This is a genomic window from bacterium (assembly GCA_024742285.1).
GTDB lineage: Bacteria > Myxococcota_A > UBA9160 > UBA9160 > UBA4427 > UBA4427.
Map to the genome: position 1 here is coordinate 71,168 of JANSYR010000011.1, position 23,384 is coordinate 94,551.

The 23,384-nt window shown below is 68.4% G+C and carries 20 protein-coding genes; 16 read left to right on the forward strand and 4 right to left on the reverse strand.

What is annotated here, in order from left to right; genetic code table 11:
• Positions 1–320: 320 nt before the first annotated feature.
• From NXI30_19160 to NXI30_19210, 11 genes are all read left to right on the forward strand, one after another.
• Positions 321–914, forward strand: a complete 594-nt coding sequence (locus NXI30_19160) for a ribosome maturation factor RimP (GenBank protein MCR9096350.1) — start codon at positions 321–323, stop codon at positions 912–914.
• Complete coding sequence (gene nusA / locus NXI30_19165; protein MCR9096351.1) at positions 911–2,302, forward strand: transcription termination factor NusA; 1,392 nt, start codon at positions 911–913, stop codon at positions 2,300–2,302. The genes NXI30_19160 and nusA overlap by 4 nt, the downstream gene beginning before the upstream one ends.
• Before the next feature lie 162 nt (positions 2,303–2,464).
• Positions 2,465–4,960, forward strand: a complete 2,496-nt coding sequence (infB, locus tag NXI30_19170) for a translation initiation factor IF-2 (protein ID MCR9096352.1) — start codon at positions 2,465–2,467, stop codon at positions 4,958–4,960.
• A gap of 203 nt (positions 4,961–5,163) precedes the next feature.
• Positions 5,164–5,544: a DUF503 domain-containing protein gene (locus NXI30_19175; GenBank protein ID MCR9096353.1), complete on the forward strand. Its 381-nt coding sequence runs from the start codon at positions 5,164–5,166 to the stop codon at positions 5,542–5,544.
• Between the two features lie 5 nt (positions 5,545–5,549).
• Positions 5,550–5,927 carry a 30S ribosome-binding factor RbfA gene (gene rbfA, locus NXI30_19180; GenBank protein MCR9096354.1) on the forward strand — a complete coding sequence of 126 codons (378 nt, stop codon included), beginning with the start codon at positions 5,550–5,552 and terminating at the stop codon, positions 5,925–5,927.
• 9 nt (positions 5,928–5,936) lie between these two features.
• The gene (truB, locus tag NXI30_19185) at positions 5,937–6,872 is read left to right on the forward strand and encodes a tRNA pseudouridine(55) synthase TruB (protein MCR9096355.1); all 936 of its coding nucleotides are present in this window, start codon (positions 5,937–5,939) and stop codon (positions 6,870–6,872) included.
• Positions 6,873–6,998: 126 nt separating this feature from the next.
• A complete protein-coding gene (locus tag NXI30_19190; GenBank protein MCR9096356.1) occupies positions 6,999–7,958 on the forward strand; it encodes a hypothetical protein in 960 nt (319 codons plus the stop codon).
• A 183-nt stretch (positions 7,959–8,141) separates the two neighbouring features.
• On the forward strand, positions 8,142–8,462 hold the full coding sequence (rpsO, locus tag NXI30_19195; protein MCR9096357.1) for a 30S ribosomal protein S15: 321 nt from the start codon (positions 8,142–8,144) through the stop codon (positions 8,460–8,462).
• Between the two features lie 322 nt (positions 8,463–8,784).
• The gene (gene pnp, locus NXI30_19200) at positions 8,785–10,980 is read left to right on the forward strand and encodes a polyribonucleotide nucleotidyltransferase (GenBank protein ID MCR9096358.1); all 2,196 of its coding nucleotides are present in this window, start codon (positions 8,785–8,787) and stop codon (positions 10,978–10,980) included.
• A 161-nt stretch (positions 10,981–11,141) separates the two neighbouring features.
• The gene (gene dut, locus NXI30_19205; GenBank protein ID MCR9096359.1) at positions 11,142–11,630 is read left to right on the forward strand and encodes a dUTP diphosphatase; all 489 of its coding nucleotides are present in this window, start codon (positions 11,142–11,144) and stop codon (positions 11,628–11,630) included.
• A gap of 35 nt (positions 11,631–11,665) precedes the next feature.
• Positions 11,666–12,676 carry a phosphatidate cytidylyltransferase gene (locus NXI30_19210; GenBank protein ID MCR9096360.1) on the forward strand — a complete coding sequence of 337 codons (1,011 nt, stop codon included), beginning with the start codon at positions 11,666–11,668 and terminating at the stop codon, positions 12,674–12,676.
• A gap of 35 nt (positions 12,677–12,711) precedes the next feature.
• Here the strand turns inward: NXI30_19210 and NXI30_19215 are convergent, their stop codons facing one another.
• Positions 12,712–13,155: a darcynin gene (locus tag NXI30_19215; protein MCR9096361.1), complete on the reverse strand. Its 444-nt coding sequence runs from the start codon at positions 13,153–13,155 to the stop codon at positions 12,712–12,714.
• A 204-nt stretch (positions 13,156–13,359) separates the two neighbouring features.
• Between NXI30_19215 and NXI30_19220 the strand changes: the two genes are divergently transcribed.
• The 3 genes from NXI30_19220 to NXI30_19230 all read left to right on the forward strand — a co-directional run bounded on the left by NXI30_19220 (position 13,360) and on the right by NXI30_19230 (position 16,082).
• On the forward strand, positions 13,360–13,974 hold the full coding sequence (locus NXI30_19220; GenBank protein ID MCR9096362.1) for a TetR/AcrR family transcriptional regulator: 615 nt from the start codon (positions 13,360–13,362) through the stop codon (positions 13,972–13,974).
• Positions 13,975–14,110: 136 nt separating this feature from the next.
• Positions 14,111–15,613: a DUF3336 domain-containing protein gene (locus NXI30_19225; protein MCR9096363.1), complete on the forward strand. Its 1,503-nt coding sequence runs from the start codon at positions 14,111–14,113 to the stop codon at positions 15,611–15,613.
• 163 nt (positions 15,614–15,776) lie between these two features.
• Entirely contained in the window at positions 15,777–16,082 is a 306-nt protein-coding gene (locus NXI30_19230; protein MCR9096364.1) for a hypothetical protein, read from the forward strand.
• A gap of 36 nt (positions 16,083–16,118) precedes the next feature.
• On the opposite strand, the gene NXI30_19235 is transcribed toward NXI30_19230, so the two are convergent.
• Entirely contained in the window at positions 16,119–17,096 is a 978-nt protein-coding gene (locus tag NXI30_19235; GenBank protein ID MCR9096365.1) for a phosphoribosylaminoimidazolesuccinocarboxamide synthase, read from the reverse strand.
• Between the two features lie 259 nt (positions 17,097–17,355).
• Here NXI30_19235 and purF point away from each other — a divergent pair, with 259 nt between their 5' ends.
• Positions 17,356–18,897 carry an amidophosphoribosyltransferase gene (purF, locus tag NXI30_19240; protein MCR9096366.1) on the forward strand — a complete coding sequence of 514 codons (1,542 nt, stop codon included), beginning with the start codon at positions 17,356–17,358 and terminating at the stop codon, positions 18,895–18,897.
• Between the two features lie 267 nt (positions 18,898–19,164).
• Positions 19,165–20,472: a PilZ domain-containing protein gene (locus tag NXI30_19245; protein MCR9096367.1), complete on the forward strand. Its 1,308-nt coding sequence runs from the start codon at positions 19,165–19,167 to the stop codon at positions 20,470–20,472.
• A gap of 86 nt (positions 20,473–20,558) precedes the next feature.
• On the opposite strand, the gene NXI30_19250 is transcribed toward NXI30_19245, so the two are convergent.
• Complete coding sequence (locus NXI30_19250) at positions 20,559–21,578, reverse strand: serine protease (GenBank protein MCR9096368.1); 1,020 nt, start codon at positions 21,576–21,578, stop codon at positions 20,559–20,561.
• 68 nt (positions 21,579–21,646) lie between these two features.
• The gene (gene nadB, locus NXI30_19255; protein MCR9096369.1) at positions 21,647–23,332 is read right to left on the reverse strand and encodes an L-aspartate oxidase; all 1,686 of its coding nucleotides are present in this window, start codon (positions 23,330–23,332) and stop codon (positions 21,647–21,649) included.
• Positions 23,333–23,384 lie beyond the last annotated feature (52 nt).

Consider the following 23,384-nt stretch of genomic DNA (forward strand, 5'->3'; position numbering starts at 1 on the left):
GATTCGAGAAGTGGCCGAAGTTGCCATTCCTCGCACCTTCCTATAATTTGCGCGGGCTTTCGAGGCGCCCTGCGCCTGGAAGGTGAAAGCTTTTCGGGTCGATCGATCGACGGAATCCCTCTCGGGGGGCGCCCGAGGTCGATGGGAACCAACCGGGAAAGTGGGCGTTTCGTCCGCTTTTTTTCGTTTTGGCGCCTGGGTTTACGCGATCTCGCCGAGAAGCGCGAAAGAAGTGCTGATGCCGGGTCAGGTGGTGGGGTCCGGACCGACGAGGGAGGAAGGAAGCGATCTATCGAGACATCCCGGAGGAGCTGCGCGCGATGATCGAGCCGGTCGTGGACGAGCACGGCTGTGAGCTCGTCGACGTCGAGGTGGCCCGCAACCGAGGGCAGGGACTGCTGCGGATCACCGTGGACTCCCCGAGTGCCGACGGGCGGGTGCCGATCGACCGATGCGTGGCGATTTCGCGGGAAGTCGAGACGTTGCTCGATGCGGCCGACGCCATGACCGGCGCGTACCAGCTCGAGGTCTCGTCCCCCGGACTCGATCGATTGCTCGGAAGAGAAAAGGACTTCGTTTCGGCGGTGGGGCAGGAGCTCAAGCTCCGGACGAGGCGTCCCTTCGAGGGGCGAAAGCGATTTCGAGGACGGTTGCTCGCCGTGGACACGCAGCGCGAGCCGGCCGTTCTCCAGATGGACGTCGATGGCGAGTCGTTCGCGATTCCCTTCGACGAGGTCGAGAAGGCCAACACGATCTACGAGTTCACGAGCGCGGATTTCGGGAAGCAGGGAGGCGAGAAGCCGGGCCCGCGGACGTCGCACCGCAAACGCCAGAACCGCCAGAACGGCCGGAACGGAAAGAAGCGCTCGGGGAAGGCCAAGCCTCAGAGCCGAGGCCAGGTGGAGAAATCATGATTGGGATGAACCTCAAGCGGGAAATCGATCAGATCGCCAAGGACAAGGGGATCGACCCGAACGAGATCACGGAAGCGCTCGAAGAGGCGATGCTCCAGGCCGCGCGCAAGCGCTTCGGCCAGGAGAAGGAGATCGAGTCTCGCTACAACGACGAGATCGGCGAGGTCGAGCTCTTCGAGTTCCGCGAGGTCGTCACCGAGATCACGGATCCGGACAGCCAGATCCTGATCGCCGAGGCCCAGCGCGACTACGATCCGGACGTCGAAGAGGGCGACGAGATCGGCGTGAAGCTCGACACGACGGACTTCGGCCGGATTCTCGCCCAGGCCGCGAAGCAGGTCATCATCCAGAAGATCCGGGACGCCGAGCGCGACAACACCTTCGATGAATACCAGGACCGCCAGGGCGAGGTCGTGAACGGCATCGTCCGCCGCTTCGAGAAGGGCGCCATCATCGTCGACCTCGGCCGCGCCGAGGCGGTGATTCCGCCGAAGGAGCAGGTTCCGCGCGAGAGTTACCGGCCCGGCGACCGCGTCCGCGCGTACGTCGTCGAGGTGAACAAGGTCGCGAAGGGCCCGCAGATCGTGCTCTCTCGCGCGAACATGGAATTCCTCGTGAAGCTCTTCGAGCAGGAAGTGCCGGAGATGTACGAGAAGATCGTGTCGATCGAGTCCGCCGCGCGAGAGCCCGGCGGGCGGTCGAAGATCGCGGTCGTGTCCCGGGACGGCGACGTCGACCCGGTCGGCGCGTGCGTCGGTATGAAGGGAAGCCGCGTCCAGGCGGTCGTCCAGGAGCTGCGCGGCGAGCGGATCGACATCGTGCCGTGGAGCGACGATCCGGCCCGCTACGTGTGCAGCGCGCTCTCTCCGGCGGCGGTTTCGAAGGTGATCATCGACGAGGCCCAGCAGGCGATGGACGTGATCGTCCCCGACGACCAGCTCTCGCTGGCGATCGGGCGGCGTGGCCAGAACGTGCGCCTCGCGGTCCAGCTCACGGGCTGGAAGATCGACATCAAGAGCGAGACGAAGATGCGCGAGATCGCCGAGTGGCTCGCGCGAGCGGTGGCCGCGGTCGAGGGCTGCGGCGAGCCGGAGGCGGAGCTGCTCCTCCAGCAGGGCATCACGTCTCTCGAGGACCTCTCGGAGTGCGCGGTCGAGGTGCTGACTCAGCTCCCCGGCATCGACGAGGACGGGGCCGCGTCGATCAAGGCGAAGGCTGCCGAGCTGGTCTCGGTCAAGGCCGCCGAAGACGAGGAGCGCGCCCAGCGCGAGGCCGAAGAGATCGAGCGGCAGCGGGCGGAGGCGGAGGCCGTCGCCGCCGCGGGTCCGCCGGACGGCGAGCCGCGGACGCCTCCCAGCGGTCCGGCTGCGACGCGGGGTGAAGAATGATGGCGACGATCCGATGACACGAGATCGTGCGCAGAAGACCACGGGAACGGTCCGATGACCGGATAGACAATCGACGACCGACTCTTTTCCAGCGGACAGGACGGCGGACGGAGTCGAAGGGGGATGCGCCAGCAGGCGGCCCCGGGGAATCAGCAGGAACAGATGGCAAAGATCAGGGCATACAAGCTCGCCGAAGAACTCGGCATCGAGCGCAACGAGTTCGTCGAACAGGCCGGCACTCACGGCGTCGAACTCAAGAACGCGATGGCCTCCCTCGACGAGGAGCAGGTCGAGCTTCTCACGCAGCAGCTCGGCGGCGGCGCGAAGTCGAAGAAGAACGTCGACGAGCGCCGACTCGAGGGGAAGGCGGGGACCACCGTCGTCCGTCGCCGCCGCAAGAAGGCGCCGGAACCGGAACCGGAGCCCGAAGTCGTCGAGCCGGAGCCGGTTCCCGAGCCCGTCCTCGAGGAGTCCGTCGAGGCGGTTCCCGAGCCGATCGCCGCCGAGGCCGAAGAACCCACCGAAGCAATCGAGCCGACCGAGGTCCAGGAGCCCGCGGCGACGCCGGAGCCCGTGGCGGCGGAGGCCGATGCGGCCGCAGCCCCGCCGGCTGGACCGACGGCACCTTCGGGCCCCGCCCGCGAGGCGAAGCCCGGTCCGGCCCCGAGCGACAGCGGCGGTCCGGCCGACAAGAAGGGCAAGCAGCGCAAGCGCGTGCGCGAGGTGGTGAACCTGCAGGAGCAGGAGCAGTTCGCGCGCCAGATCACGAGCCGCGGGCCCCAGCAGCGTCGCGCGCCCGCGCCGGCGCAGCGCCCGATGATCAACCCTCGGGCCCGACGTCGCGACAAGCTTTCGCCGAAGCCGTCTCCCGCGGCGGCGGCAAGCCAGGCCCGCCTGGTGAAGGTGGCGGGCGACATCAGCGTCGGCGAGCTGGCCAAGCAGGCCGGGCTCAAGGCGCCGGCCATCCAGGGCAAGCTCATGGCCCTCGGCATCATGGTCTCGGTCAATCAGCGGATCGACTTCGAGACCGTCGAGAAGATCGCCGTCGAGATGGGCTTCGAAGCCCAGGACGTGGGCTTCAAGGAAGAGGAATTCCTCGATACGCCCCAGGTGCCCGAAGGCGAAGCCGTCGAGGAGACGGGCAACGAGGTCACGCGCCCGCCGGTCATCACCGTCATGGGCCACGTCGACCACGGCAAGACGTCGCTGCTCGACGCCATCCGACAGACCAAGGTCACCGAGGACGAGGCCGGCGGCATCACCCAGCACGTGGGGGCCTATCAGGTCGAGACCGGCGGCCAGCGCCTCACCTTCATCGACACCCCCGGCCACGCCGCGTTCACCGCGATGCGCGCCCGGGGTGCGGCGGTGACGGATCTCGTGGTCCTCGTGATCGCAGCGACGGAAGGGCCGATGCCCCAGACCGTCGAGGCGATCGAGCACGCCCAGGCGGCGGGTTGCCCGATCGTGGTCGCGGTCAACAAATGCGATCTGCCGGACGCCGATCCCGAGAAGGCGCGTCAGCGACTCACGGAGCACAACCTCGTGCCCGAGGAGTTCGGTGGTGACGTGGCCTGCGTGAACGTTTCCGCGAAGACCGGCGACGGTCTGCCCGAGCTGCTCGAGATGCTCGCCCTCCAGGCAGAGGTGCTCGAGCTGAAGGCGGATCCGGAGCGACGCGCGAGCGGTTCGGTTCTCGAGGCGCGCCTCGACAAGGGCCGAGGCGCGGTCGCGACCCTGATCGTCCAGGACGGCACCCTGAAGAAGGGAGACACGATCGTCGTCGGGACGGAGTGGGGCCGCGTTCGACAGATGCAGAACGACGAGGGGAAGAACGTCAAGACGGCGGACCCGTCGACGCCGGTCCAGATCACGGGGCTCGGGGGCGTGCCGGCGGCCGGCGCGGCCTTCCACGTGGTCGAGAACGACCGCGTCGCCAAGCAGATCGTCGACCATCGCGAGGATCAGGCCCGTGGCCAGGTCGCGGCGCCGAAGCCGAGGATGACCCTCGACGAGTTCTACGCTCAGTCCGAAGGAGAGGGCGCCAAGGAACTCACCGTCGTCCTGAAGGCGGACGTGCAGGGCACCTGTGAAGCGGCGAAGGATTCCCTCGAGAAGCTCTCGACCGACGAGGTCACGCTTCGGGTCCTCTCCTCGAGCGTGGGCGCGATCACCGAGAACGACGTCAACCTCGCCTCGGCGAGTGAGACGATCATCCTCGGCTACAACGTGCGCCCCGATCCGGCGGCTCGGCGCCTCGCCGACTCCGAGGGGATCGAGATCCGCACGTACTCGATCATCATGGAGATGCTCGACGACGTGAAGGCGGCGATGGCCGGACTCCTGCCGAACGTCGTGACCGAGAAGATGCTCGGTCGCGCGGAGATCCTCGAGACCTTCACGATTCCGAAGGTCGGGACGATCGCGGGCTCCCGTATCGTCGAGGGCAAGGCCGTTCGGCACGCCCACTGCCGGGTCGTGCGCGATGGCATCCAGGTCTACCAGGGGACGGTCGGGTCGCTCCGCCGCTTCAAGGACGACGTCAAGGAAGTCATCAACGGCATGGAGTGCGGTATCGGGGTTTCTCAGTACAACGACGTCAAGGTCGGCGATGTGATTGAGATCTTCGAACTCGAGGAGACGCCCGCGACGCTCTAGCGTCCCGGAGACGTCGTTGAACTGAGAAACGTCGGGCGCGGAGCGCCCGACGGGGTTTCCTTTCTACCTTGCCGCGCGCTTTGCGCGCGGGGCTCGGCTCCGCCGATTCAGCTGACAGATTCGGTTCCGCAAATGCCTCGCCGGACGAGGCGGTCGTCTCCGCTGAGACGGTCGCTGCTCGATCCGGGAGGCTGAGTGCTGCCATGATCGTAGGGGTTGCCGTCATCGAGATTCATGTGGAGGAGGCGCAGTCGCTGAAGGCGAAGCGGGGCGTCGTCCGGTCGATCTCGCAGCGGTTGCGGAACGAGTTCAACGTGTCGGTGGGCGAGGTCGGCGGGCAGGGGACCTGGCAGCGGGCGACGCTCGGGGTCTCGATGACCGGGAGCGACGAAGTGGGAATCCGGCGGGCGCTCGAGCGGGCGGTCGGGTTCGTCGAGGACCTGCATCTCGCGCAGGTGATCGCCTGCGAGGTCGACACGCTGCGGAGGCCGCTCGACGAAGAGGGGCCGCTGCCTTTCGGCAGCGAGGAAGCGCAGGCCTGGGACGAGAACCTGGGCGGCGGAACCGAAGAGGGAGAGGACTGAGCGCGGTGGCGGAGAAGGTCCGGGTACAGCGCGTGGCGGAGCAGATCCGCGGAGAGCTCTCGCAGATTCTGCGCGACGAGGTCCGTGATCCGCGGCTGCCCCTGCTCACGATCACGCGGGTGAAGCTCGCCGTCGACCTCGGTGCGGCGACGATCTTCTACAGCCCCCTCGGCGAGGATCCCGACGAAGCTCGCGCGGCGGAGCTGCAGGACGCGATGGGCAGCGTGACCGGCTTCGTTCGTCGCTCGCTCTCGAAGCGGGTGAAGCTCCGCCATACGCCGGAGCTGCGATGGGTCCTCGACGATTCCATCGCGGAAGGCAGCAACACCCTCGAGCTGATCCGTGAGCTCGACGTCACGCCCGGCGTCGACGAAGAAGACTGATCCGAATCGATGGCAAGACGAAACAATCGCAAGCGCCGTCCCGAGCCGCCGGGGCCCTCGGGCTTCCTGGTCGTCGACAAGCCGTCGGGAATGACGTCCCACGACGTCGTGGACGCGGCACGGAAATGGCTCGGCACGCGTCGTGTCGGTCATCTCGGGACCCTCGATCCGCAGGCGACCGGAGTCCTTCCCCTCGCGATCCGCGCCGCGACGAAGCTGATTCCCTTCATCGAGGGCGGCGCGAAGGGCTACGACGGCACGATCGTCCTCGGCTCGGAGACCGACACCCTCGATCACGAAGGCGAGGTCACCGCGCGCTTCGACGGGGAGCTTCCCGACCGTGAGACCGTCGAGAAGGCGCTCGCCGCGTTCAAGGGCGACGTGCAGCAGGTGCCGCCGATGTACAGCGCGGTCAAGAAGGACGGCGTCCCGCTCCACAAGCTCGCCCGGGAGGGCAAGGAGGTGGAGCGCGATCCCAAGTGGATCACGATCGACGCCCTCGAGATGACGCGCTTCGAGTCGCCGGAGCTCGACGTGCGGGTGCTGTGCTCGGCCGGGACCTACGTACGCGTCCTCGCGGCGGATCTCGGGAAGGCGCTCGGCTGCGGAGCCCACCTCGGCGGTCTCCGCCGGACCCGCTCCGGCCCCTTCGTCCTCGAAGAGGCGAAGACGTTCGAGCGGATCGAGGCGGCCGTCGAAGCGGGCACGGTCGACGAGCTGCTCGTCTCGCCCGAGGAAGCGCTGGGATTCCCGGTCCTCGAGCTGAACCGGGACCAGCGGATCCGTCTCGTGAACGGCGGCGACATCCCGGCGGGCGAGCTCCACAACCGCAAGCCCGGGACCCGGGTCTCGGTCCTCGGGGAGGGCGGCGATTTTCTCGCGGTCGGGGAGATCCGGGCGGACCACCGTCTCTGGCCCCTGCGCGTGCTCCCCCTCGAAGGCTGAGGGCGCGGCGGCCGGGCGCCTCGCTCCCTTCGCCCGGTCAAAGGTCGCGCGCCCGGACGGCCGATCCGTCGGGGGCCGGCGCGAAAGGCGTGCTCCGCGTTCTGGTCGTCGCCGGCGGAGTGTCGATTGGCGAAGGTCGCGAACAGCGTCTTGTCTCGCGTGCTCTGGCTGGCGATCGCCTGGCCGGCGCCGGCCGCGATCGCCGGGCTCGCGGGCTGGACCGGGATCTGGGGGAGCGGGAGCGCGTTCTTCGACTACCTGGTCCCGATCCCGGTGGCCGGCGGGGTCCTGCACGTCCCGACCTTCGCCGCGGCGACGGCGATCGTCTTCGCGTTCGGGCGACGAGCCGACGTGGCCGAGGGCGACGCCCGCTGGCTCGGGCCGTTGCTGCTCGGACTGACGCTCTTCGGGTTCGCCATGCTGCTCGATCTCGAGCGGCTCGGCCGGTTCCTGTTCTTGGATGCGCCGTTCCCTCGACGGTTCGAGAAGAACGCGCTCGCGCTCTTCGTCACGACGGATTTCGGACTCGCTCTCCTCTGGACGCGCGGACCGCGCGTGTCGCGTCGCGCCGCGGCGAGCGGCGCCCTGGCGGTCGCGATCGTGCTCCTCGGATGGCAGGGCTACCGCGTAGTCACCGCGCTCGAGCTCTGGCACGGCGCGACGACCCCGGGCAGGGCGCCGGGCGATCGGATCCGGTGGATCTACTCGAGCAGCACGTCCCTGGTCGAGATCGATGATCCCCTCCTCGACCTCGCCCTCCAGTACCCGCCCGAGGAGGACGACACGACGGAGGACGTCGCATTCTTCGTGACCTCGAGCGCCTCCGCCGCGCGCGAGGGGATCGCCGAAGAGGTCTTCGCCACGATCTGTCTCTACGAAGACGGGCCCCGCGCGATCATGGAGGAGGGGCGGGTCGACTGCTTTCGGCATGCGTCGTTCAGCGATCGCCTCGCTGCCGGGGAGATCGATCTCGCCCGATTCTGCCCGCGCCTCGAGGGGCTTCAGGCCCGATTCCAGCCCAGACGCGCTGATTCGGCCGCCCGCCAGGCCTGGCGGGATCGGCGGGGCACGCTCGAAACGCCCTGATTCTTCCCGAAAATCGGGATTGGCGGCCGTTCCCGCTTGCCAACCCGGCGGGGATCGGCAAAACTCCCGCCGTCCGAAAAACGACGAGAAAACAATGGCTTCCCGGCAGACCGACAGGCGGTCTGCGAAACCACGGAAAGCGCAACCCGTCGATCTCCGTGCGCGCGTCGAAGCGCGCACCGCATGATCGACCACTCGAAGCGACTACGCACGCTCGAGTGCCAAGGAGTCATCGACTTGATCTCTGCAGCGAAGAAGGCCGAAATCATCGCCAAGCATGCGCGCGGCGAAGGCGACACGGGTTCTCCCGAGGTTCAGATCTCCCTCCTCACGGAGCGGATCACGGGTCTCCAGGAGCACTTCAAGACCAACGCGAAGGATCATCACTCCCGACGTGGTCTGCTCAAGATCGTGAGCCAGCGCCGCCGCCTGCTCGACTACCTCCGGAACAAGGACGTGGATCGCTACCGCGCCCTGATCCAGGAGCTCGGTCTCCGTCGCTGACTAATTTTGTCGCCTGCGGGCGCTCGGCGACGTTGTAGCTCGCCCGGCGGTTGCAGCTTGACCCACCCCGTGATGCGGGAGTCGGTCATACGCGAACGGTGCTGCTTTGCGGCACGCCCCCCAAGCCATTCGCGCATGGGTGATCCCGTATTCGGGGCCCTTCCGGGAATCCGGAAGCGCTTTCGAATACGTCGTGCCTCGTGTTGCGTCCAGGGAGGACGCAATCGATTCGGGGCCATCAACCGCATGGGCATGCGATCTCCAACTCGAGAAGGAAGAGGGGAGACGAGGCCGGTGCACACACGAGTGAGTAAGTAAGAACATGCCTTATTGGTTCGAACCTACGTCCGTGTCCGTCGATGTCGGCGGCCGCGAGATGAAGATCGAGACCGGCAAGATCGCCAAGCAGGCGGCCGGCTCGGTCACCGTCACCTTCGGTGACACCGTCGTCCTCGTGACGGCCGTCCATTCCTCCCCGCGACCGGGAATCGATTTCTTCCCGCTGACCGTCGACTTCGTCGAGAAGTTCGCCGCGTCGGGCAAGATCCCCGGTGGCTTCTTCAAGCGTGAAGGTCGACTTGCAGACAGAGAAGTACTCGTCTCGCGCTTTATCGATCGTTCGATCCGCCCGCTCTTCGCGGACGGCTACAACGACGACACGCAGGTCACGGCGACGGTCCTCTCCTACGACCCGGAGTACCCGGCCGACATGTGCGCCTTCGTCGGCGCCTCCGCCGCGCTGTCGATCTCGGAGATTCCCTTTCTCGGTCCGATCGGCGCCCTGCGCATCGGTCGGATCGACGGCGACTGGGCGATCAACCCCGTTCCCGAGGACCTCGAAGAGAGCGATCTCGAGCTGATCGTCGCGGGCAACGAGAAGTCGATCGTGATGGTCGAGGGCGGCGCCCAGCAGCTCCCCGAGGACGAGGTCCTCGCGGCGCTCAAGCACGCCCACGCCGAGATCCAGCCGATCATCGCCGCGATCTCCGAGCTCCAGGCCAAGGTCGGCAAGGAGAAGCTCGTGATGCCGGAGCCGGAGGACAAGTCCGCGCTCGAGAAGCGGATCGAGGACATGGCCGGCGACAAGCTCGCCGAGGCCTTCCAGATCAAGGAAAAGAAGAAGCGGAACGACGCGGTCAAGGCCGCCGAGAAGGAGGTCAAGGACCAGATTCTCGAGGAGTTCCGCAACGAGCCCTTCGAGGCCAAGACGCTGGCGGATTTCGAGGCGCGGCAGGGCGAGCTGAAGAAGCTCCAGGGCAACGTCGGGAACATCCTCCACGACTTCGGTGGCGAGCTCATGCGCGAGCGCGTGATGGCCACCGGCGAGCGGATCGACGGTCGCGCGAGCGACGAGATCCGGCCGATCGCGGTCGAGGTCCGGCCCTACCCGCGGCCGCACGGTGTCGCGCTCTTCACGCGCGGTGAGACCCAGGCGGTCGTGACGGCGACGCTGGGCTCGGGCTTCGACGAGCAGACGATCGACGGGATGGGGGGACGCTGGAAGAAGCAGTTCATGCTCCACTACAACTTCCCGCCTTTCTCTGTCGGAGAGGCGAGGCCTCTCCGAGGACCTGGTAGACGAGAGGTCGGGCATGGAACGCTCGCTGAGCGTGCTCTCTCGCAGGTCCTGCCCGATCACGAGGAGTTCCCCTACACGATTCGCGTCGTGTCGGAGACCCTCGAGTCGAACGGCTCGTCGTCGATGGCGGCGGTCTGCGGCTCGACGCTCTCGCTGCTCGATGCCGGTGTGCCGCTCAAGGCGCCGGTCGCGGGCATCGCGATGGGTCTCATCACGGACGGCAAGCGCACGGTGATCCTCTCGGACATCCTCGGCGACGAGGACCATCTCGGAGACATGGACTTCAAGGTCGCCGGCTCCCGCGAGGGCATCACGGCGCTCCAGATGGACATCAAGGTCACCGAGATCGACTGGGACATCATGGAGAAGGCGCTCGGTCAGGCGAAGCAGGGCCGGCTCCACATCCTGGACTGTATGGACAAGGACACGTCGGATTCGCTCAACGGGCTGAACAGCCGGGAAGAGCTCCACGAGTTCGCGCCGCGGATGGAGACGCTGCAGGTCAAGCCCGATCGCATCCGCGACATCATCGGCCCTGGCGGCAAGGTCATCCGCGCCATCCAGGAGACCACCGGTGCGAAGATCGACGTCGACGACTCGGGCAGCGTCTCGGTCTTCGGACCGGACGGAGCCAGCGTCGCGCAGGCGATGTCGATGGTCGAAGAGCTGACGCAGGAGGCCGAGATCGGTCGGATCTACCTCGCGAAGGTCAAGCGGATCGCCGACTTCGGTGCCTTCGCGGAGATCTTCCCCGGCACGGACGGCCTGATCCACATCAGCCATCTCGCCGAGGGCCGCGTGGACAAGGTCACCGACGTCCTGGAAGAGGGCGACGAGGTGCTCGCGAAGTGCATCGACATCGATCCCTCCGGCCGCATCCGGCTCTCCCGCAAGGAAGCGCTGGCGGACCAGGCGGCGAAGGAGGAAGACGGCGAGTAGCCGACTTCCAGGCCGGACGGCGAGGAGCTCTCCTCACCTCCGGATCCTTCTGATTCCGTACGCGGGGTCGGGCTCCCTGCCCGGCCCCGCGTCTCGTTTCGGGGCCACGTGTGCGACTTCGAGGTCTAGACCCATCGGCGGGTAGAGGCTACGAACGGGGCATGGGTGAGCCCGACACCGACGATGTCCTCTGCGCGGGCCAGCGCGTGCGGGTCGAGATCCTGCGCGAGGCCCACGCCGCCGATCTTCCGCTGCCCCAGGCCGAGTCCGAGGCCGCGGCGGGCGTCGATCTGCGCGCCGCGGTGACCGAGCCGGTGACCCTGGCTCCAGGAGAACGGCGGTTGATTCCGACGGGGCTGCGCATCGCGCTGCCCGTCGGCTTCGAGGCCCAGGTGCGTCCCCGGAGCGGATTGGCGCTCCGGCATGGCATACTCATCCCGAACTCGCCGGGGACGGTCGATGCCGACTATCGGGGCGAGCTCCAGGTGCTCCTGATGAACGGGGGCGCCGAGGATTTCGAGATCAGCCGCGGAGACCGGATCGCTCAGCTCGTCGTCGCCGCCGTGGCGCGGCCGCTCTGGGTCGAGGTGGAGGCGCTCCCGGAAACGGAGCGCGGCGAGGGTGGCTGGGGCCACACCGGCCGCCGCTGACGTCGATTCGGCGGGTCGAGGGGGGAGCAGGGGACGTGAGCGAAGGCGCATCACAGCAGGACGTGGAGCCGCGGCCCACGCTCGCGGACGCGAGCGCGACCGCGGACCCGGCGCGCGCCGCCGCCGAGGCCGCCGCGAAGAAGGCGTCCCGCCGCAAAGACCTGCTCACCCGTCTCGCGACCGCCGCGGTGCTCATCCCCTTCGTGATCTGGGCGATCGTGCAGGGCGGTCTCATCTATCTCGCGATCGTGATCGGGATCGGACTCCTCGCCCAGCACGAGTTCTACGGCCTGATCGTCGACAAGGGCGCGAAGCCGATCGGGAGCGTGGGGCTGGCCTTCGGTCTCGCCGTGATGGTGCTCGCGTATTTCGGAACCGAGTACCAGGCGATGCTCGCGATGACCGCGACGCTCCTGTCGCTGATGGTCGCACAGCTCGGCAAGAACGAGATCCATGAGGCGATGGCCAGCATCTCGGGCACTTTCTTCGGCGTCTTCTACGTCGCCTGGCTGCTCTCCCACGCGGTCCTGCTCCGCAAGTTCGATGCCGCGGCGGCGGCGCACCAGGATCCGGCGCTCCTCGTGACGCTGGGGCTGACCCCGCAGAGCGGGATCTTCCTCATGTTCTTCGCCCTCGTGCCGGTCGTCCTCTGCGATGCCGGCGCCTATTTCGCCGGGCGCGCCTGGGGGCGGCGGAAGCTCGCGCCGGAAGTCTCCCCCAACAAGAGCGTCGAGGGCGCCCTCGGCGGGGTCATCGCCGGCGTGCTCGGCGGACTCGCGACGAAGTGGTTCTTCGACACCTTCTTCCCCGACCTGTCGGCGGCGCTTCCGTGGAGCATCGCGATCTTCTTCGGCTTCGCGCTCTGCGTGGTCGGCATCGTCGGCGACCTCGTCGAGTCGCTCCTGAAGCGCGACGCCGAGGTCAAGGACACCGGTGCGCTCCTGCCGGGCATGGGCGGCGTGCTCGACCGGATCGACGCGCACCTGCTCGGCATCCCGACCATGTACTACATGATGCTCGGGTACATCTATCTGCAGGCGCGCTGAAGGCTCTCTACGGGTACGCGCTGAAGGCTCCCCGTCTAGGGGCGCCGGTCCGCGCCGAAGGGCGCGACCTCGTAGTGCTCCGCGTAGCCGTTCTCGATCCCGGGCAGGATCTCGAGCACGTCGAAGTAGTGATCCCAGAAGAGCGTCTCCCGGATGCCCTCGATGAGGGACCGGTACTGCGACAGGTCCTGCGTCTCGAAGAGCAACACGTCGCTCACCCGGGCGCTCAGGTGCTCGACGTCCCAGAAGCGTAGGGCGACGCCGGGATGGTCCTCGAGGCGACCCTGGACCTCGTCCTCGAGGAACGCGAAGCGCTCCTTCGGTGAGAGTGCGAGCCACGCCGGGGTCGCGCGCACGAGCATGAAGATCGAGTAGGCGGATTCGTCGCTCTGCAACGGCTTCGGCGCGTCGGCTGCGCCCGCGTACGGGGCAGCGAGGCTGGTGGCGACGGTGGCGAGGAGGGCAGTGAGACGGAGCATGGCGGGTCCTTTCCGGAGTCGGGGCGTGTCATCAGGATACGAGCAATCACTCGTTTCCCTACTCGCTTTCGCGCCGGAGCGTCTCGGGCAGTAGAGCCCTCGAGACGGCCCGATGCGCCACCTCCCTGGAATCCCTCGTTCGTGCTGCTCACATCGCGCTCGCCGGGATCAGGAATGCGAGCAAAAGCTCGCTATGCTGACGAGATGTCCCGACGACCGGACGTGAAGCCCCGCAAGCGCCCGCGCCAGCGACGCGCACGCGAGACCGAACGCGCGATCCTGATCGCCGCCGAGCGTGTCCTCGTGGAAGAGGGCCCGGCCGCGTTCAACACCAATCGCGTGGCGGAGGTCGCGGGCGTCAGCATCGGCTCCCTCTATCAATACTTCCCGAACAAGGCCGCGATCCTCTTCCGCCTGCACGTCGTCGAGAATGCGACCACCTTCGCCGCGGTCTCCGCGGCGCTCGACCGCGAAGGGCCGTCGGCGGCTCGGCGCCTGCGCGGGGCGATTCGCGTGTTCTTCGAGACCGAGCGGGCGGAGGCGCCCCTCCGAACGGCGCTCGAGCTGGCCTCGGCCTTCGATCGCGACGCCGCCCACTACCGGGAGGTCGAGCAGCGAGGCGTCGACCTGGTCCGGCGATTCCTCGACGAGGTGCGGCCCGCGAAGCGCCGGGAGCCCGGGCACGAGGCCCGTTTCGTCTACTTGACGGTCACGAGCCTGGCCGAGGCGGCGAGCGTACGCGCGAGCGGGCCGCGTGCGCTGCGTCGCTACGCCGACGACTGTGCAGGCATGATCGCGCGTCATCTGGCGCTCGAGTGAATCGATCGATCCGCCGATCGAAGAGGTGTGCCATGGACGACGCGTTCGCGTGCAGGCGGCACGGTCGAGCTATCGTGGGGAAAGAGAGCCTTGCTACGCGATCCCGCTCGGGATGGCTTGCGTACGGGAGTGATCAGTGAGTCGGATTCAGACGCGCGCCCTCGACCGCCAGATGGCGGCGGCCGAGACCTTCGAGGAATGGTCGGACCTGGCCCGTGAGCACGACGAGGCGACCGGCATGGATCGCTGGCGATCGCGTGACCACACCCGCCTCTACGACTACGAGGCGATTCGCGAGCGGCTCGACCGACTGCGCGAGCTGCGGATCCAGGGCGACGACCACGGCCTCCTCTTCGCCCTCAACGAGGGCATTCACGGCAACATGGGCGGCATGGGGAGCCCGAAGCTCCACGGCCGTGCGAAGTCCGGGACGAAGAAGCTCGTCGAGGCCTACGTCGACGAGATCGTCGATGCCCTCCGGTACCTGGCGGAGCTCGAGTCCGACGAGGTCGACGAGGCGGAGAAGATCGACTTCTTCTATCGCGCGAACCACTGCTTCGGTCGCACTGCGCTGATGCTCTCCGGCGGCGGCACCATGGGATTCGTCCACGTGGGCGTCGTCAAGGCGCTCTTCGAGCAGGGCATGCTGCCGCGCGTGATCTCCGGCGCGAGCGCGGGCTCGCTCATCGCGGGCATCATCGGCACGAAGACCGACGCCGAGCTCAGCGAGTTCTTCGACCCGGCCCGGCTCGCCGAGGAGGCCCACGAAGACACGGACATCATGGAGCAGACCGCGGAGGGGCGCGTCGGGACGATCGGCGTCGACAGCATCCGCGCCATGATCGAGCGCATGATCCCGGACGAGACCTTTCAGGAGGCCTACGAGCGGACCGGGCGACAGATCAGCATCTCGGTCGCGCCGTCGGAGCTCCATCAGACCTCGCGCCTGCTGAACGCGATCACGTCGCCGAACGTCTACGTCCGCTCCGCGGTGCAGGCGTCCTGCGCCGTGCCCGGCGTCTACCCGCCGGTCACGCTGCACGCGAAGAACGTCCACGGCGAGTCGCAGCCCTATCTGCCGTCGCGGCGTTGGGTCGACGGTTCGATGAGCGACGACCTTCCGGCCAAGCGGCTCGCCCGGCTCTACGGGACGAACCACACGATCGTGAGCCTGGTGAACCCGGTCGTGTTGCCCTTCGTGCGGCGGGTGAGCGAGATGAACCAGTTCGCGTCGGGGCTCGCGCGCCTCGGGCTCGAGATCTCGCGAGAGTTCCTGAACTACCAGCGCCATCAGCTGGCGCGCTTCCCGCGCGCGACGACCCTCAACGCGATGGTCGCGGGCCTCAACGGTCTCGTCGGTCAGACCTACTCGGGCGACATCAACATCATCGCCCGCGCGCCGTTCGTCGACCCCCGCCGCTATCTGGGCGCGCTGACGGAGGACGAGATGATCTCGCTGATCAAGTCGGGTGAGCGATCGACCTGGCCCCACATGAACGCGATCGGCGTCGCGACCAGGATCAGCCGGACGCTCGACCACATCCTCGAACGCTACGAGCTCGCCGGCCCGATTCCGAGAGCCGCCCGAAGGCGGTCGAAGCGCGGACCGCGACCGGCCACGGGGTCGCAGGCAGCGTGACGCCACGCCCAGGGGCGTGACGGAATGCCGCAAGTCGTGGGCGCAGGCGCGCAGGAGGCGTTCGCAGGGGCGCGCTGACGCAGGCTCAGTTGGGCCCGCATCTTGCTCTTTCCCCGAAGCAGGGGGAAAGCGAGATGCCGATGAAGCGTCCGGCGAGGCGCGCATGCTGAGCGCGTTCCAGGAAGTCCAACACCTGCTCGAGGTCGGCGGCAGCGTCCTCGTCGCGATCTTCTGCGCGGCCGTCGCCCTCTGGACCCTGCTGATCGAGCGCTTCTTCTACGCGCTGTGGGTCCACCCGGGGCGGGCGGAGGCGGTCGGGAGGAAATGGGACGCGATGCCGGACAAGGACTCCTGGGATGCCCAGGTGATTCGCCGGCTCTGGATCAGTGAGCTGACCCTCGACTCCGGCCTCGCGGTGATTCGTTCCCTCGTCTCGGTCTGCTTCGCTCGGCCGCGCGGGTCTTCCTAGATCGGCGCTGAGATCCGGCGCTGTGCCGGACCGACGTCAGTCGAGTCCGAGGTTGCGGCGGATCCGCGGCTCGGGCGCCTCGAGGTCCGCCGCGAAGGGCTGCCCGGACACCTGCTCGAAGGCCGCGATGTAGCGCTCGGCGGCGGTGACCCGGACTTCGACCGGGAGCTCGGGCGGGGTCCCTTCGCCCTTGTAGCCCTGCTCGCCGAGCCAGAGCCGCACGTACTCCTTGTCGATGGCCGAAGGCGACTCGCCGCGGGACAGGGCGTCCTCGTAGCCGTCGATCCGCCAGTATCGGGACGAGTCCGGAGTGTGGATCTCGTCGATCACGACGAGGTTTCCGTCCTCGTCGAGGCCCATCTCGTACTTGGTGTCGACCAGGATCAGGCCCTGCTTCTCGGCGAAGCGGGTGCCCTCGGCGAAGAGGCGCTGGGCGATCGCGTGGGCCTCGTCGTAGAGGGCCTCGGAGATCGCGCCGCTCTCGATCAGTGTCGCCCGCGAGGTCAGCTCGTCGTGGTCACCGAACTCGGCCTTGGTCGTGGGCGTGAGGAGCGGCTCTGCCAGCTTTTCGTGGCGTCGCATTCCGTCGGGCAGGGCGTGCCCGCAGTACTCGCGCTCGCCGCGCTCGTAGGCGGTCCAGATCGAGGTGCTGGTCGAGCCGGTCAGGTAGCCGCGCATGACGAACTCGACGGGCAGCGTCCGGCACTCCTTCACGATCGAGACGCTCGGGTCCGGCACTTCGATCAGGTGGTGGCGCAGCCAGCTGCCGGTCTCGCGGAACCAGAAGGCGGCCATCTGGTTGAGGACCTGGCCCTTGAGCGGGATCGTGCCGACCACGCGATCGAAGCAGGAGACGCGATCCGAGACGACGATCGTGCGTTTGCCGGGCATGCGCTCGGGGTCGAGGTAGCTGTCGCGGACCTTGCCCTGGATCCGTTCCCCGAGGCCGTCGAAGGTCGTCTCGTCGAGGGTGGAGTCGCAGAGGGCTTCGAGCTGCTTGCGGTCGATCGCCACCGATGGGGGCCTCCGTGCGATGCCCCGCGGCGGCTGCGGCGGGGGCGGGCAGCGCCATGGAACCCCACCGATCCCGGGGCGGCAACCGAGGCGCGATCGAGTGCCCGGCTGCGGGCCCAGGGAGGTCCGGTTGTTTGACCCGACCGGGGGCCGCCTCTACAGTTGGCCGCGTCGTGGGGGCTGGGTGTCGGTCGCTGCGCCCGGATCCTCCCGGGATCCGTTCGTCGTCTCGCCATCTTGCCGGAGCCCCCAGCTCGAGATGCATGCCAAGCACCCCTCGTCGTCCCCGCACTCTGGTCTGACGCCGCCGAGCGATCGGCCCTTCGACCGGCTGACCCGGGACGAGCTGCGCGCCCTCGAGCAGGCCCATCGGGCGGATCACTTCCACGACGAGTGCGGCGTCTTCGGCGTCCACGGGAGCGACGAGGCGTCGCACCTGACCTATCTCGGCCTCTACGCGCTCCAGCACCGGGGCCAGGAGAGCTGCGGCATCGTCGCCTCGAACGGCCGCGAGCACACGGCCCACCGCGCCATGGGGCTGGTCGCCGACACGTTCGGCGCGCCGATCCTCGATCGGCTGAAGGGCCGCCACGCGATCGGGCACGTCCGCTACTCCACCGCGGGCGGCTCGATGCTCCGGAACGCGCAGCCCATCTGCGCGAACACCGACGGCGGCCCGGTTTCGATCGCGCACAACGGCAACCTCGTGAACGCCGGCGTGATCCGTCGGGAGCTCGAGGGGCGGGGGGCGATCTTCGGCTCGACCTCGGACAGCGAGGTGATCCTCCATCTGCTGGCCCGCTCCCGTGAAGGCCACATGGAAGACCGCTTCATCGACGCGATCTCCCGCGTAAAGGGCGCGTTCTCGATCCTGCTCCTGACCGACGACGCCCTGATCGCCGCTCGGGACCCGCACGGGTTCCGGCCCCTCTCGATCGGCCGCAAGGACGGGGCCTGGATCATCTCGAGCGAGACCTGCGCCCTCGACCTGATCGGGGCCACCCACGAGCGCGACGTCGAGCCCGGCGAGGTGGTCGTCATCCGGCGCGGGCGCTTGCGCTCGATCCGGCCGCTGCAGCGCGATGCCGCCGAGCACTTCTGCATCTTCGAGCAGATCTACGTGGCGCGGCCCGACTCGAACCTGGTCGGCAACAACGTCTACGCCTACCGGAAGGAGCTCGGGCGCATGCTCGCCCGCGAGCACGACGTTCCGGCGGACATGGTCGCACCGGTCCTCGACTCGGGGAACGCGGCGGCGCTCGGCTACGCGGAGGAGGCGGGGATCCCGTACGAGACCGCGCTGATCCGGAACCACTACGTGAGCCGGAGCTTCATCGAGCCGACCCAGACGATCCGCGACTTCAAGGTCCGCGTGAAGCACAACCCGATCAAGGGCTTCCTCGACGGCAAGCGGATCGTCCTCGTGGACGATTCGATCGTGCGTGGAACCACGCTCCTCAAGATCGTCGGCATGCTCCGTTCGGCGGGGGCGCGGGAGATCCACGTCCGGATCTCGTCGCCGCCGACGATCGGCCCGTGCCACTACGGGATCGACACGCCGAGCCGGGAAGAGCTGATCGCCTGCCAGTTCTCGATCGAAGAGATCCGCCAGAAGATCGGCGCGGACACCCTCGGCTACCTCTCGGTCGAGGGCCTGCGTCAGACCGCCGCCAATGAGCTCAAGCGCGGCATCTGCGATGCCTGCTTCTCCGACGAGTATCCGGTTCCGGTCGATGCCTCGGCGGTCGCCCCGCAGCTCACGCTCTTCCGCGCGGTCAAGGAAGAGGACGGCAGCTTCTAGCGGCAGCCCCCTTCGCTCCCAAGCGCTCGAATCGGACACGTCGTGGGGCGTCGTCGCACGCCGCAATCGCGGCTGCCGCTTCGCCAGGGTCGGAATGCGCATCCCTTGCGGGGGCATTTCCGTGTTCTCGGTACCGATCGCGAAATCCGGTTCCGAATCACTTTGGCGATGAAACGGGTTCGCCGAATAGGAGCCGATGGAACCGGGAATCGACGTCGGCGCGCGTCCGGCGTTCGCGGCGCGTATTCCGGGTTCAGGCGAGGCCCCGTGACCGAAGAACCGCTCATAGTCCGATTCGCGTCTCCCGAGGCGCTGCGCGACGAGTTCGAGAAGAACATCGCGAATCGAGGCGTCTTCGTGGAGACCGACGTCGCGTTCGACGTGCGCCAGGCGGTCATGGTGGAGATCGTCCTCGACTACCTGCCCGGCGCGGACGCGCGCTCGGAGTCGGCGCCGGCGCTCACCCTCGAAGGGGAGGTGGTGCACGTCGTGCCCGTCGAGATGGCGGCGAGCGGCGCGAAGCCCGGCGTGGCCGTCCAGTTCGACGCGAGCGCGACCGACCTGCGCGAGCGCTTCGAGCCGCTGCTCGGCCAGGAGGCGGCGAAGGCGGCGTCCCCCGACATCGACAACGAAGGCGCGGGGCGACGCGGCGCGAAGCGTGGCGCGGTCCGCGTTCCGGTCCGGGTCATGCCGATGAGTCGGCCGCCCTTCGAGGCGACGTCACGGGACCTCTCGGCGACGGGCATCCTGCTCTCGATGAAGGGCGACGCGCTTCCGGTCGGCGAGATCGTCCGCGTCTGTCTCTGGCATCCGAGCGGAACGCCTTCGATCGAGATCGACGGCAAGGTCGTGCGCCAGGTGCCGAACAAGAAGGGTCGGATCGCCGCCGTCGCGGTGGCCTTCGACCGGAATCAGGTCGCCGATCCGATGATCAACGGCGTCCTCGAGGCGCTCCGGGAAGCGGGCCATCGCAGTCGTCTCGGTGGCATCAGCGGCTCGCTCCGGGACCTCGGTCTCGCGAACATGCTCCAGATGTTCGGCTCGTCCGCACCGAAGGGCACCCTCGTCGTCGAGTACGAAGGGGAGCAGGGCTGGATCGCCTTCGCCGAGAATCAGCTGCTCACGGCCGAGCTCGGCGCGCTTTCGGGCAAGGACGCGCTCGTCGCGATGCTCGCCTGGGGCGAGGGCGATTTTCAGTTCGAGGCGACGGTCGACGAGGGGCTCGAGGCGCGGGCCGAGGCGACGCCGCTCCACGCGGCGGTCCTCGATGCCGTGTGTACGCTCGACGAGGCAGACCAGGAGACGTCGGAGGCCGATCTCGATGCGGCCTTCGGGCTCGGCGGCGAAGGGCCGATCGCGACGATCCCGGTCGAGGACGCTACGAAGTTCGAGATCGATTTCGAGCAGGAAGAGCTCTCGCGTGCCGCTCTCGACAAGACCGAGGACGCGATCCTCGAGCTCGCGCGCGCCGGAATGAGCGTCTCCCAGTTCTGCGACGTGATCCCCGAGGCACCGGAGGCGATCCGGGCGTCGGTGATGGGGCTCGTCGAGATGGGCGTGCTCGTCCCGCGCTAGCGGCCGACGTTCACGCCGAGACGGGACCACCGCTTCGGCGCATCCAGCTCACCGCGAATTGGGACCACCGCTTCGGCGCATCCGGCTCACCGCGAATTGGGACCACCGCTTCGGCGCATGCGGGTCACCGCGAAGAGGACGACGCCCAGGATGCCCAGCGAGGCACCGCCCGCGATCCACATGGACCGATCTCCGAAGCGCGTGCCGTCCCGCTCGTTCCGGTCGTCGGGTCCATCGCAGCCCGGGTCATCGGGGAAGTCGATCCGGTCGTCGCCGTCGTCGTCCACCTCGTTCGAGCAGGAGGCGCGCGTCCAGCGCATGATCTCCGGGCGGTAGTGGGAAAGGTCGACCACGTAGGTTCGATCGCCGTAGACGGCGCCGCTCTTGGGTGCGTTCCGCACGCCCGAGACCGAGACCATCAGTCCGAGCAGCTGCCACTCGCCGTCGCGCAGGACGAAGACGCCCCCGCCCGAGTCGCCGATCGCCGCCTGGGCCTCGTAGCGCGTCGAGTATTGCGAGTAGGGCTCGTCGAAGCGCATCGAGAACGCGCGGCTCGTCAGGTTGCCCTGGGCGAGGACCTCGAAGGTGCTGGTGATCCGGTTCGTCGCCCAGCGCTTCTCGCCCTTGGCGGTCCATCGGAAGCTGAACCGGGAGCCGTGTTCGTCGTCGAACTCGTCGACGCGGGCTCGGCCGCGCCCGAAGCCGATCAGCAGCACGTCCTCGCCGTCCCGCGGTGGCTCCGTGGCGATCGGGACCAGCGGCCAGTCGGGCAGCGGTGAACCGTCCTCGAGCTCGAAGACCATCGCGTCCGCGGCGGTCCCGTTCGTGTTGAGGATCGTCCGATTCGTCCCGCGCTCCGGCTCGAAGATCTCGCCATCGAGGAAGATCTCGCCCATGCCGACGTGGCGAGCCGTCAGCGCGTGCCCCTCGCCGAGATAGATCACCGTCGGCCCGTCGTAGCGGCGCTGGGTGACGTGTTCCCAGTAGGGGAAGTCCGGGGGCGTTTCGGTCGCCGGCTCCGTGTCCGGACTCGCGAAGACGAGCGCCGACGCCGGCGCCGCCGACAGGACGAGGAGCGAGAGCAGGCCGGCCGCGACGGCGCGCACGCGTCGGACTCGGCGCGCGAGGCGGGGCAGGTCGACGCCGGGGCGCGGAGGCTTCCTGCCGGACGCCGTCAGGTCGGGCTGATCCAGGGGGTATCTCCACGCTGGATCAGCGTATCCCGCCCGAAGCGCTCGTCGTCGCGGTCCGGGTGGTCGAGGTTGTAGTGGAGGCCACGGCTCTCCTTGCGGAAGGCGGCGCTCTGGATGACCAGCTCGGCGACGGTGGCGAGGTTGCGGAGCTCGATCAGCTCCGGGGTCACGCGGAAGTTCCAGTAGTACTCGTTGATCTCTTCGCGGAGCATGTCGATCCGGTGCTGGGCACGGGAGAGGCGGCGGTCGCTGCGGACGATGCCGACGTAGTTCCACATGAAGCGGCGAATCTCGTCCCAGTTCTGGGTGATGACGACCGCCTCGTGGATCGGCGTCGCTTCGCCGTGGGTCCAGGCCGGGACCTCGCCGACGGGCGGGGTGTCCGGCCGGCGGCGGATCGACTCTTCCGCGGCGGCGTCGGCGTAGACGATCGCTTCGAGCAGCGAGTTGGACGCCAGCCGGTTCGCGCCGTGGAGGCCCGTCGAAGAGACCTCGCCGGCGGCGAAGAGGTTGGGGAGGTCGCTCTCGGCCTGGTCGTTCGTGCGGACGCCGCCACAGCAGTAGTGCGCGGCGGGGACGACCGGGATCGGCTCGCGGGTGATGTCGATGCCGTACTTGAGGCAGCGCTCGAAGATCATCGGGAATCGCCCGCGGACGAAGCTCGGATCCTTGCCGGAGGTGTCGGGCGTGATGTCGAGGACGACGTAGTCGTCGCCGCTTCGCTTGAGCTCGGTATCGATCGCGCGGGCCACCACGTCGCGCGGCGCCAGGTCCCGCATCTCGTGGTAGTCCTTCATGAAGGGCTCGCCGTCGCGGCGGCACAGGATCCCGCCTTCGCCGCGCACGGCCTCCGTGATCAGGAAGGACTTGGCCTGCGGGTTGTAGAGGCAGGTCGGGTGGAACTGCATGAACTCCATGTTCGCGAGGGTCGCGCCCGCGCGATACGCCATGGCCATGCCGTCGCCGCTCGCGACGTCGGGGTTGCTCGTGTAGAGGTAGACCTTGCCCGCGCCGCCGGTGGCGAGCAGCGTGATCGGCGCGGTGTAGGCGTGGACCTCGCCGGTGGAGGCCTCGAGGACGTAGGCGCCGAGGGCGCGGTTCGCGCCGTTGTGGCCCGCCTTGGTGGCGGTGATCAGGTCGATCGCGCAGTGGTCCTCGAAGAGCGCGATCCGCGGGTGGGCGCGGACGCGAGCGAGGAGCGAACGCTCGATCTCGCGGCCGGTCGCGTCCTTGTTGTGGAGGATGCGGCGCTGGGTGTGTCCGCCTTCGCGGGTCAGGTCGAACTCCGGTCCGCCGGGGCCGGCGGGCTCCCGGGGCGGATCGAACTCGACGCCGTTCTTGCGGAGCGAGGCGATCGCGTCGGGGCCGCGCTCGACGACGAAGCGGACCGTGTCCTCGTGGCAGAGGCCCGCCCCGGCGTTCATCGTGTCCTCGACGTGGGCGTCGAAAGAATCCTCGGGCGCCTGGACGGCGGCGATCCCGCCCTGGGCCCAGTCCGTCGCCGAGTCCGTGGCCTGGCGCTTCGTGATGATGGCGACGTCGCCCACCTCGGCGACCCGGAGCGCGTAGTGCATCCCGGCGAGCCCCGATCCGATCACCAGGAAGTCGAAGGTGCGCGGGGCGTCGTCGCTCTCGGCCTTCCGGCCCTCTCGGGAAGCGGGGGTCATGGAGTCGTCCGGGCTCTCAGGTCGGGCGGGGCCCGGCGGGGTCGGTCGAAGA

What these genes read in the sequence shown, in the direction of transcription:
- NXI30_19160 (MCR9096350.1), top strand. Translation starts at nt 321, where the DNA reads ATGATCGAGCCGGTCGTGGACGAGCACGGCTGTGAGCTCGTCGACGTC.
- nusA (MCR9096351.1), top strand. Translation starts at nt 911, where the DNA reads ATGATTGGGATGAACCTCAAGCGGGAAATCGATCAGATCGCCAAGGAC.
- infB (MCR9096352.1), top strand. Translation starts at nt 2,465, where the DNA reads ATGGCAAAGATCAGGGCATACAAGCTCGCCGAAGAACTCGGCATCGAG.
- NXI30_19175 (MCR9096353.1), top strand. Translation starts at nt 5,164, where the DNA reads ATGATCGTAGGGGTTGCCGTCATCGAGATTCATGTGGAGGAGGCGCAG.
- truB (MCR9096355.1), top strand. Translation starts at nt 5,937, where the DNA reads ATGGCAAGACGAAACAATCGCAAGCGCCGTCCCGAGCCGCCGGGGCCC.
- rpsO (MCR9096357.1), top strand. Translation starts at nt 8,142, where the DNA reads ATGATCGACCACTCGAAGCGACTACGCACGCTCGAGTGCCAAGGAGTC.
- pnp (MCR9096358.1), top strand. Translation starts at nt 8,785, where the DNA reads ATGCCTTATTGGTTCGAACCTACGTCCGTGTCCGTCGATGTCGGCGGC.
- dut (MCR9096359.1), top strand. Translation starts at nt 11,142, where the DNA reads ATGGGTGAGCCCGACACCGACGATGTCCTCTGCGCGGGCCAGCGCGTG.
- NXI30_19215 (MCR9096361.1), bottom strand. Translation starts at nt 13,155, where the DNA reads ATGCTCCGTCTCACTGCCCTCCTCGCCACCGTCGCCACCAGCCTCGCT.
- NXI30_19220 (MCR9096362.1), top strand. Translation starts at nt 13,360, where the DNA reads ATGTCCCGACGACCGGACGTGAAGCCCCGCAAGCGCCCGCGCCAGCGA.
- NXI30_19230 (MCR9096364.1), top strand. Translation starts at nt 15,777, where the DNA reads ATGCTGAGCGCGTTCCAGGAAGTCCAACACCTGCTCGAGGTCGGCGGC.
- purF (MCR9096366.1), top strand. Translation starts at nt 17,356, where the DNA reads ATGCATGCCAAGCACCCCTCGTCGTCCCCGCACTCTGGTCTGACGCCG.
- nadB (MCR9096369.1), bottom strand. Translation starts at nt 23,332, where the DNA reads ATGACCCCCGCTTCCCGAGAGGGCCGGAAGGCCGAGAGCGACGACGCC.